The organism is Bradyrhizobium altum (assembly GCF_020889705.1).
GTDB classification, from domain to species: Bacteria; Pseudomonadota; Alphaproteobacteria; order Rhizobiales; family Xanthobacteraceae; genus Bradyrhizobium; species Bradyrhizobium altum.
In genome coordinates this window covers 1-9,793 of record NZ_JACMYP010000304.1, presented here as the reverse complement: position 1 = coordinate 9,793, position 9,793 = coordinate 1, and the positions used below count along the sequence as shown (strand labels likewise).

The window sequence follows — 9,793 nt, the reverse complement described above, 5'->3', positions numbered from 1 at the left end:
CCGAACGGCGTGGCATCGGTGCGCGTCCAGACGCCGCGCCTGTTCGGGATGATCGCGATCAGCCGCCCCGACGGCGACAGCACCCGCCACACCTCGCGCAGCAGCCGCTCCGGGTCGTCGGACATCTCCAGCGCATGCACCAGCAGCACGCGGTCGACCGCGGCATCCGGCAACGGCATCGAGAATTCGTCGATCAGGGTCGCCAGCGCAGGCCGGCCGGTCGGCCATTTCAGCACGCCCTGGGCCGCCGGCATGAAGGCGATGCAGCGCTCGCAGGTATCACGGAACAGGCCGAGATAGGGTGTCGGATAGCCGAGCCCGAGCACGCGCAGGCCTTCCGCGTTCGGCCACCGCGCACGGATGCCGCGGTTGATCAGCTGCCGCGCCACGATGCCGAGGCGCTGCGAATAGAAGTCGCGGAGGTCGATGACGTCCATGATCCCAGCCTAACATGCCCCCTGCAGCCGGGGAGCGCCGAAATTTGCGTTGCCGCCGGAGCGTTAACGCCATATTTCACCCCTATATTGGGCGCGGTAAGAGCATGATCCGGAAACGGCGACGCCGGCTTTTCGAAAAAGCCATGCTCTGAAATGTCCGTCCCGTTTGTTCGTGGAGATATCATGACCGCCGAAATTCGCACCTTCAGCTGCCTCACCGACAATTTCGGGTACCTGATCCACGATCCCGCCACCAAGGCGACGGCATCGATCGACGCGCCGGAGGCCGGCCCGATCATCAAGGCGCTGGAGCACGAAGGCTGGACGCTGACCGACATCCTGATCACCCATCACCATGGCGACCATGTCGGCGGCGTCGCCGAGCTGAAGCAGAAATACGGCTGCCGCGTCGTCGCGCCGCACGACAAGTCTGCCAAGATCGCCAATGTCGATCTGCGCGCCGCCAATGCCGACGTCATCAAGGTCGGCAGCCTGCTCGCGCGCGTGGTCGAGACCCCGGGCCATACGCTCGACCATATCTCCTATGTGTTCGACGGCGAGAAGGCGGTGTTCGCCGCCGACACGCTGTTCTCGATCGGATGCGGCCGGGTGTTCGAGGGCACCTATCCCATGATGTGGGATTCGCTTCTGAAGCTGCGTTCGCTGCCGGACGATTTCCGTCTGTATTGCGGTCATGAATACACCGCCTCCAACGTGAAGTTCGCGCTCACCATCGAGGGCGACAATCCGCATTTGCAGGCCCGCGCCGAGGAAGTGACGAAGCTGCGCGCCGAGAACAAGCCGACGATTCCCGTGCTGCTGGGCGACGAGAAGAAGGCTAACGTGTTCCTGCGCGCCGACGAGCCTTCGGTCGCCGCCAAGCTGCACATGAAGGGCGCCGACCCGGCGCTGGTGTTCGGCGAGCTCCGCGAGCGCAAGAACAAGTCCTGATGTCACAGCTCTCGGCTGCCGACATCATCGCGCGGCTCGCGCTGCAGCCGCACCCCGAAGGCGGGCATTATCGCGAGACGTTTCGCGACGAGCGCTGCGACGCCGGTGGACGCGCGCATTCGACCGCGATCTATTTTCTCCTCGCGCGCGGCGAGCGCTCGCACTGGCACCGCATCGACGCCGTCGAGATGTGGCACTATTACGCCGGCGCGCCGCTGACCCTGCAGATTGCACAGGACGGCGGCCTGCCGCATGCGATCACGCTCGGGCCGGATGTCGCGCACGGCGAGCAGCCACAGGCGATCGTGCCGGCGGGCGCCTGGCAGGCCGCGGAAAGCGGCGGCGACTGGACGCTGGTCGGCTGCACCGTCGCGCCGGGATTTCAGTTTGCGAAGTTCGAGATGGCAGAGCCCGATTGGTTCCCCGGCAACTGAAAGAAGGTACTCGGGAATCGGGTGGGTAAGCGGGCGCCAAGCCATTAGCTCTAGGCTTCACATGAGGAAGCCAGCATGCTCGGCACCATCGATATCACCGGCACTGCGGAATCGCGGAGCATTGAGCCGGCCATACTCTACTTCGGGACACCCGTCGTTCTGATTGGTTCGACCAATGAAGACGGCTCGCCCAATCTGGCGCCGATGTCGTCGGCATGGTGGGTTGGCTGGCGATGCATGCTTGGCCTCGCAAGCAATTCCAAGACCACCGAGAACATGATCCGCACCGGCGAATGCGTGCTCAATCTCCCATCGGTCGATCTTGTCGATGCCGTCAATGCTCTGGCGCGCACCACCGGCTCGAACCCAGTGCCGGCAGGAAAGATCAAGCGCGGTTATCGGCACGAACGGGACAAGTTCGACATCAGCGGCTTGACGCGATTGCACGGCGAGACCGTCGCCGCCCCGCGCGCTGCCGAGTGCCCGGTACAGATTGAGGCGAAGGTCGCCCACGTCCACAGGATGGCGCAGGAGGACGAGGTCTGGCGCGGCAATCTCATGGCAATCGAGGTGCGCGTGACCCGCGTGCACGCGCATCCGGGAATTTTGATGGACGGCCAAACCGACCGCATCGATCCCGACAAATGGCGACCGCTGATCATGAGTTTTCAGCAGTTCTATGGCCTGTCGCCCCAGAAGCTGAAGCATTCCGTGCTCGGGCAAATTCCGGAAGGCGCTTACAAGCCGCCTGGCTGGCGGCCAGCTGCCTAGTGTTTCCAGACCATGTCTTTCGCCGCGATCAGTCCGCCACCGGCGATCAGGATCGCGGCGATTGCGATGTTGGCGCTGGGCTTGGCAAAACCTGCTGCAATCAAAAACGCGGTCGAGAGCAACGGCGTGGTATAGGATGCGGCGCCGAGCACGCGGATGTCGCCGCGCTTCATGCCGATGTCCCAGGCAAAGAACGCGGCACCCACCGGGCCGATGCCGAGTGTGATCACCGCGAGCCATTGCAGCGGTGTCGCGGGCCACACCGTGGTCTCCGCCAGCATGTGCACCAGCGCGGCAAGCACGGCGGTGGCCAGGCAGAAGCCCGCCACTGCATCGGTCGGCACCGCCTTGAGCCGGCGCGACATCACCGAATAGGCGGCCCAGACGAACGCCGCGACGAATGCCGCCGCGAAGCCTGGAATCTGCGCTCTTGTGAAGGCGCCAGTGTTGCCGGCGAACAGCAGCACGGTGCCGACAAGGCCAAGCAGTGCGCCGATGATGTGATGGATCGCAAGCCGCTCGCCCGGTAGCAGCGACGAGAACAGCACGATCAGCAGCGGCCAGAGATAGTTGAGCAGGCCGGCCTCGGCCGGCGGCGCGAAGCGCAGCGCCAGGAAATACAGCGCGTGATAGCCGAACAGCCCGCCGACGCCGACGAGCCAGGCAATCGGCGACTGCTTCAGTGCGCCGAACGCTGCGGGACGGAAGAGAAAGCTTGCGAACGCGACCGCGGCGCCGATCGCAAACGTCATGGCGGCGAGCTGGAACGCCGGGATCGCCCCGGTCGCGACCGTCATGACCGACAGCAGCGACCACATCAGGATGGCGGTCAGTCCGACAAGGGTGGCAGTTCGGGTCGTCATCTGAGTTCAATCCGTCGTGGCCGGCCGGGCCACGTCTCTGCTTCGCGCCCCGCGGTTGTAACGACGAAAATGCCCGGCACAAGGCCGGGCATCACGACTTGATTGGGTGCGCCTGCGACGCGACGACGCTTCTCGCGTCAGGCGTGATACTGGCCGCCGTTGACGGTGAGCGTCGAGCCGGTAATGAAGCCCGCCTCGTCAGCCGCGAGGAAGACCACTGCACGCGCGATCTCCTCGGGTTCGCCGAGCCGGTTGACCGGAATCTGCGGGATCACGTTCTTCTCGAGCACGTCCTTCGGCACCGCCTGCACCATCTCGGTGTTGATGTAGCCCGGGCAGATCACGTTGACGGTGATGCCGCCCTTGGCGTTCTCCAGCGCGAGCGCCTTGGTGAAGCCGATGTCGCCGGCCTTCGCCGCGGAGTAGTTGACCTGGCCGAACTGGCCCTTCTGGCCGTTGATCGAGGAGATCGAGATGACGCGGCCGAACTTGCGGGCGCGCATGCCCTCGATCACCTGGCGCGTCATGTTGAACAGCGAGCCGAGGTTGGTGTTGATCACGGCATTCCACTGCTCAAGCGTCATCTTGTGGAATGCGGTGTCCTTGGTGATACCGGCATTGTTGACGAGCACGTCGACCGGACCGAGATCGGCCTCGACCTGCTTCACACCGGCCGCGCAGGCGTCGAACGATGCGACGTCCCACTTGTAGACCGGGATGCCGCTCTCCGCCTTGAACTTCTCCGCCGCGGCGTCATTGCCGGCGTAGCTTGCCGCCACCTTGTAGCCCGCCGCTTTCATCGCCTTGCTGATTGCAGCTCCAATGCCCCGCGTTCCGCCCGTCACCAATGCAACACGTGCCATGTCCGTCTCCTCCTTGGCCGTCTTTTATAACCGGATCACTCCGGTCTTCGCACTCACTCAACAAAGCGCGATGAGATTAGGCTGAATCGTCATCGCGCTTTGGATTCTTGTTTAAGCATGATCTTCTCGGAAAACCGCTTCGCACTTTTCCGGATCATGCTTTAGCTCCCTTTTTGAGCATGATCCTTTCGGAAAACCGCTTCACACTTTTCCGGATCATGCTCTCGAAACAAAAATGCCCGGCACAAAGCCGGGCATCTTTTCTATCAGCTCGCGCCGTGGTTGACAGATGATCTTTTCATCACCTAACCGACCTCGCTGCCTTTTGTTCAGTCGCGTGCAACGCACATAGCGATGCCCATGCCGCCGCCGATGCAGAGCGTCGCGAGGCCCTTCTTGGCATCGCGCTTCTGCATCTCGTGCAGCAGCGTCACCAGCACGCGGGCGCCCGACGCGCCGACCGGATGGCCGATCGCGATTGCGCCGCCATTGACGTTGACCTTGGCCGGATCCCAGCCGAGGTCCTTGTTGACGGCGCAGGCCTGCGCGGCGAACGCCTCGTTGGCCTCGATCAGGTCGAGGTCGGCGATGTTCCAGCCGGCCTTCTTCAACGCGGTGCGCGAGGCCGGGATCGGCCCGGTGCCCATGATCTTGGGGTCGACGCCGGCCTGGCCCCACGAGACGATGCGGGCGAGCACCTTTTTGCCCTGCTTGGCCGCTTCCTTGGCGGTCATCAGCACGACGGCGGCGGCGCCGTCATTGATGCCCGAGGCGTTGCCGGCGGTCACGGTGCCGTCCTTCTCGAAGGCCGCGCGGAGCTTGGCCATCGCATCGATCGTGGCGCCATGGCGCGGATACTCGTCGGCGTCGACCACGATATCGCCCTTGCGGGACTTGATGGTGACCGGGACGATCTCGTCCTTGAACCTGCCGGCCTTCTGCGCCGCCTCGGCCTTGTTCTGCGAACCGACCGCGAACTCGTCCTGCTGGGAGCGGGTGATCTGGTACTGCTTGGCGACGTTCTCGGCGGTGTTGCCCATGTGGTAGCCGTTGAAGGCATCCCACAGGCCGTCCTTGATCATGGTGTCGATCAGCTCGAGGCCGCCCATCTTGACGCCGCCGCGCAGATATTGCGCGTGCGGGGCCATACTCATCGATTCCTGGCCACCCGCGACCACGATCGAGGAATCGCCGTTGAGCAGCGCCTGGTAGCCGAGCGCCACCGTGCGCAGGCCCGAGCCGCAGAGCTGGTTGACGCCCCAGGCCGGGCTTTCCACCGGAATGCCGGCCGCGATCGAGGCCTGACGGGCCGGATTCTGGCCCTGCGCCGCCGTGAGGATCTGGCCCATGATGACTTCGGAGACCTGACCACCCTCGACGCCGGCACGCTCCAGCGCCGCCTTGATGGCGATCGCGCCGAGGTCGTGGGCCGGCGTGGTGGCGAACGCGCCGTTGAAGCTGCCGACCGGGGTGCGGGCGGCGCTGACGATGACGACATCGTCTGACATGGACATCTCCTATGGGTTGTAGCTGGGTTTCTCGACGGCGGGCGGCCGGTTTGGCGGACCTGTCTCTTGATAACTATCCTGTAAACCTCATTGAGCCATGTCAATCGCGCTGACGCGCAAATTGCGCAGCGACGCACTCAAAATGACGTCCTTGGCACTTTCCTGAGCAATACCTTTGCTTTGAGATTAACCGTGCAGCACAAAACGGTAGCCGAACGGCTTTGAAAATGCTTACCTTTGCTGCGATGCGTTGCATTTAGCCCAGCGGCGATGCTGCCGGGTTCCAGGTCCTTCGGTGTTGAAGTGTGAGCCCATGGCAAAATCTGAACAACCGACCACGATCAAGAAATACGCGAACCGGCGGCTCTATAATACCGGTACGAGCACCTATGTGACGCTCGAGGATCTCGCGGCGATGGTGAAGGAAGGCGAGGATTTCCTCGTTTATGACGCCAAGACCGGCGATGACATCACCCGCTCCGTGCTCGCGCAGATCATCTTCGAACAGGAGAACAAGGCCGGGCAGAACCTGCTGCCGACCACCTTCCTGCGCCAGCTGATCCGGTTCTACGGCGACAGCATGCAGATGGTGGTGCCGAAATATCTCGAGCAGTCGATCGATACGCTGACCCGGGAACAGGAGAGATTCCGCAAGCAGATCGCGGGCGCCCTGAGCGGGACGCCGTTTGCTCCCCTGGAAGAACAGGTCCGCCGCAACATGGAGCTGTTCCAGCAGACCTTCTCGATGTTCAAGCCGTTCGTGCCGCAGCGCGGCGGCACTGAAGCCGAGAAGGCGCCGGAGCCCGCGGCCGACGACGGCAACATCGACGAGCTTCGCCGCCAGATGAAGGACATGCAGGAACGCCTCGAGCGCATGTCACAGCCGGCGAAGAAGGACGAGTAGTTTCTCGCTCTTGCGCGCGCACCTCACCCCATCGTCGTCCCGGCGAAAGCCGGGACCCATCATCACCAATGCTAGTTGCTTGAACGAGGCGTCTGCCAGATCGCCTCATTGAGAAGCCGCGGCGTGTGGGTCCCGGCCCCCGTGCGCAATTGCGCACTTGGCCGGGACGACGCCTGTAGCCTGATCCGCGATTGTGAATCACCCCGCAGCCGGCACGGCCTTCTCCGTCGGCGCGTTCCACGGCCGGTCCGGCGAGGCGAGGCCGATCAGGCGGCCCTGGATGAAGTCGCAGCCCCATTCGCGCAGCATCACGGCGGCTTCTTCGTCCTGCACCCATTCGGCGACGGTCTTGATTTCAAGGCGGCGTGCGAGATCGATCAGCGTCTGCACGAAGGCACGGTCGTCGGCCGAACGCACGATGTTCTGCACGAAGGCGCCGTCGATTTTGACAATATCGACGCCAAGCTTGCGCAGGTTTCGGAACGAGGTGTAGCCGGCGCCGAAATCGTCGATCGCGATCCGGCTGCCGAAATTCTTCAGCCGCGTGACGAAGCCGCGGACGTCGTCGATATCCTGGATCGCGACCGTCTCGGTGATCTCGACGATCAGCCGCTCGCCGACGCCGGGATGCGCGTGCATCAGCGATTCGATGGTGGCCCACCAGTCCGGATCCATCGTGGTGTCCGGCGAGATGTTGAGGCTGAGCTGCACACCTGGGGCTGAGGCGAGCTCTGCGATCGCAAGCTCCAGCACGCGATGATCGACCATCCGGATCAGGCCGAGCCGCTCGGCGACCGGCACGATATCGGGCGCGAGCAGCGCCCGGCCGTCCTCCTGCTCCATGCGGACCAGGCACTCGTAGAACGAAGGCTGCCGCGAGCGCGCATCGACCACCGGCTCGAAGCCGATCAGGATGCGGCGCTCGTTCAGCGCGGTGACGATCTCGTCGGTGACGCGGATGTTGACGCGGCGCTGGGCATCGCGCTCGACATTCGGCTTCCACAGCGCGAACGATCCGGCGCGGCGGCTCTTGGCCGCGTCCAGCGTCTCCTGGGCGCGATTGACCGCCTCCTCCGCCGACTTCGCATGGCGCGGGATGGTGACGGCGCCGATCGAGACCGTTACCGATACCGGGCCGGACCTGGTCGGCACCACCTCGTCGCGCACCGCGGCGAGGAAGCGCTCGGCGGCGACGTTGGTGTCGTCGACGGTGCAGTTGCGCAGGATCAGCCCGAACTTGTTGCCGGAGAAGCGGCCGAGCATGTCGCCGCTGCGCAGCCGTGCACGAATCCGTTTCGCCACCTCGGCGATGACGGCGTCCGCGACATCGAAGCCGAACGCATCGTTGACCCGCGCCAGATGATCGATGCCGATCAGCATAAAGGCGCAGGAGGTGCGGAAGCGCGCGCACTCCTCGATGGACTCGGCGAGCGAGGCGATCAGATGGGTACGGTTGAGCTCGTTGGTCAGCGGATCGTGCCGCGACAGCTTCACGAGCTGCTCGTCGCGGGCGTGCCGCTCATTGTTGATGCGAACGACGCCTTGCACGCGCGCCGGTCTGCCGTCGGCGCCGGCAAACCAGCAGCCGGTCTCCTCGATCCAGATCAACGGCGCCGAGGTGACGGCCCGCACGCCGTATTCGATTCGGTAGGGAACGCCCTCCCCGCTCCGCGCCGTTCCAGTCTGGCCGAGCGCATCTGATCGAACCGAGCGCATTGGCTCGATCAGCTTTGCAAGCTCGCCGCCGCTCGCAAGCGCAGCGACCGGAATGTCCGGGAAGACCGTCGCCACATTGTCGCTCCAGGCAATCGCGTCGGTCGCCAGGTCCCAGGCGAATGTCGCTTGGCCGAGCGAGGCGAGGATGCTGGCGGCTGGCGGGACAGGGGGCATCGAACATGTCTCGATTTGGGACGGTACCCGGTGATTCTATACACCCTCAAGATAGTGGTTCCGGCGAATCCAACGCTAGGAGAACTTGATAAATAATCTGGAAACCACGTTTTCGACTGCCGCGGAACGAACTGGGGATGGCGGGCATGACCCTTGCCATGAGGGTGTTGCAGAGGGACGCAACGTCCCAAATGATGACGTTCCAACGGGTCGCAGGCGATGCTCGATATCGATCAATCAGAGGTCCTGGACGGCGAGTTCACAGACACTGCCGGGGCGACCGGCACGGCTCTGGTGCCGCTGGCCGCGACCACCCATTGGGCGCCCAAGATCCCGCTGCCGCATGCCGATCCGTCGTTTGTGGCCCATCTGATCGCCACCGCCGCCCACGAGCCGCAGACGCGCGGACAGCGGCGTGGGTCATTGGCCGACGCGCAGAGCGCCTACGGCCCACATGTCGACGAACGGCGCAGCGTCGCGCGGCGGACCAGGCAAATCATCTAGCTAGTCATCTCGCGATCAATGGGCCTTGACGGGCCGGTTGCCGTGGCTGTCCTGCGGCACGCCGCGGCGCAGCGACATGTGGGAATGGATGCCGAGCCAGCGCCCGTCGACCTGACGCGCGAGAATGATCGTCGCCCGTCCCGGCCGATCGAAGCGGCTGCCGTCCGCATGGAAGCCGGTGCTCGTCCAGGGCGTGATCACCGTCGCCATGCCGCCGTCGGCGCTGATCAGCACCTGCGTATGCGCGAGATCGAAGGCGAAATCCGCGGTGCGGGGCCAGACATTGTCCCATTGCATCTCGGTCCAGCGCGCACGGCCGTGGATGAGCTCCTGATAGGTGCCGAACGAGATGATGTCCGAATGCCAGAACGGACGGGCAGCAGCATAGTCGACCGCCCTGACGCAGGCGGCGAACCGTTCCAGCCAGTCGAAGATCGATTGAGTGGTCGTTGAATCGGCGATCGGAAGGGCCGTTTCTCCGCTCATGATCGTCCTCGAGAACGCTCTAGCGTTGCGGCGTGTCCGGAGATGGCTGGCCGCCGGGCTGCAAATCCGGCGAATTGACCGTGGGCTTTGGCGCCGATTGTTCGAGCAGCACGGACTCCGCAACTGACGTCGCTGGCGGGACCGGCGCGGCGGGCGCCGGTGTGACGACAGGTGCAGGCTCG

Annotated in this window: 11 protein-coding genes; 5 read left to right on the top strand and 6 right to left on the bottom strand. The window is 64.4% G+C overall.

Annotated elements, in window-relative coordinates; all coding sequences use genetic code 11:
* On the bottom strand, window positions 1–437 hold a 437-nt coding region (locus tag H8B02_RS41055; protein ID WP_229171384.1), incomplete at its 3' end, for a methyltransferase domain-containing protein.
* Window positions 438–620: 183 nt separating this feature from the next.
* Here H8B02_RS41055 and gloB point away from each other — a divergent pair.
* From gloB to H8B02_RS41040, 3 genes are all read left to right on the top strand, one after another.
* Complete coding sequence (gloB, locus tag H8B02_RS41050; RefSeq protein WP_229171383.1) at window positions 621–1,388, top strand: hydroxyacylglutathione hydrolase; 768 nt, start codon at window positions 621–623, stop codon at window positions 1,386–1,388.
* Entirely contained in the window at window positions 1,388–1,822 is a 435-nt protein-coding gene (locus H8B02_RS41045; protein ID WP_229171382.1) for a cupin domain-containing protein, read from the top strand. Before gloB ends, H8B02_RS41045 begins: the two co-directional genes overlap by 1 nt.
* A gap of 75 nt (window positions 1,823–1,897) precedes the next feature.
* Window positions 1,898–2,593: a flavin reductase family protein gene (locus H8B02_RS41040; RefSeq protein ID WP_229171381.1), complete on the top strand. Its 696-nt coding sequence runs from the start codon at window positions 1,898–1,900 to the stop codon at window positions 2,591–2,593.
* Here H8B02_RS41040 and yddG read toward each other — a convergent pair.
* From yddG to H8B02_RS41025, 3 genes are all read right to left on the bottom strand, one after another.
* Window positions 2,590–3,456, bottom strand: a complete 867-nt coding sequence (yddG, locus tag H8B02_RS41035) for an aromatic amino acid exporter YddG (protein WP_229171380.1) — start codon at window positions 3,454–3,456, stop codon at window positions 2,590–2,592. The genes H8B02_RS41040 and yddG overlap by 4 nt on opposite strands.
* A gap of 137 nt (window positions 3,457–3,593) precedes the next feature.
* Window positions 3,594–4,319 (bottom strand): acetoacetyl-CoA reductase, encoded by a 726-nt coding sequence (phbB, locus tag H8B02_RS41030; RefSeq protein WP_229171379.1) that lies wholly within the window; start codon window positions 4,317–4,319, stop codon window positions 3,594–3,596.
* Window positions 4,320–4,648: 329 nt separating this feature from the next.
* The gene (locus H8B02_RS41025) at window positions 4,649–5,827 is read right to left on the bottom strand and encodes an acetyl-CoA C-acetyltransferase (protein ID WP_173640088.1); all 1,179 of its coding nucleotides are present in this window, start codon (window positions 5,825–5,827) and stop codon (window positions 4,649–4,651) included.
* A gap of 313 nt (window positions 5,828–6,140) precedes the next feature.
* Between H8B02_RS41025 and phaR the strand changes: the two genes are divergently transcribed.
* On the top strand, window positions 6,141–6,731 hold the full coding sequence (gene phaR / locus H8B02_RS41020) for a polyhydroxyalkanoate synthesis repressor PhaR (RefSeq protein ID WP_229171378.1): 591 nt from the start codon (window positions 6,141–6,143) through the stop codon (window positions 6,729–6,731).
* Between the two features lie 198 nt (window positions 6,732–6,929).
* Here phaR and H8B02_RS41015 read toward each other — a convergent pair whose 3' ends face one another.
* Window positions 6,930–8,621: a putative bifunctional diguanylate cyclase/phosphodiesterase gene (locus H8B02_RS41015; protein ID WP_229171377.1), complete on the bottom strand. Its 1,692-nt coding sequence runs from the start codon at window positions 8,619–8,621 to the stop codon at window positions 6,930–6,932.
* A gap of 219 nt (window positions 8,622–8,840) precedes the next feature.
* Here H8B02_RS41015 and H8B02_RS41010 point away from each other — a divergent pair, with 219 nt between their 5' ends.
* Window positions 8,841–9,125 carry a hypothetical protein gene (locus H8B02_RS41010; RefSeq protein WP_229171376.1) on the top strand — a complete coding sequence of 95 codons (285 nt, stop codon included), beginning with the start codon at window positions 8,841–8,843 and terminating at the stop codon, window positions 9,123–9,125.
* 15 nt (window positions 9,126–9,140) lie between these two features.
* Here the strand turns inward: H8B02_RS41010 and H8B02_RS41005 are convergent, their stop codons facing one another.
* Window positions 9,141–9,611, bottom strand: coding sequence for a YybH family protein (locus H8B02_RS41005; RefSeq protein WP_229171375.1), 471 nt, complete (start codon window positions 9,609–9,611; stop codon window positions 9,141–9,143).
* Window positions 9,612–9,793: the final 182 nt, after the last annotated feature.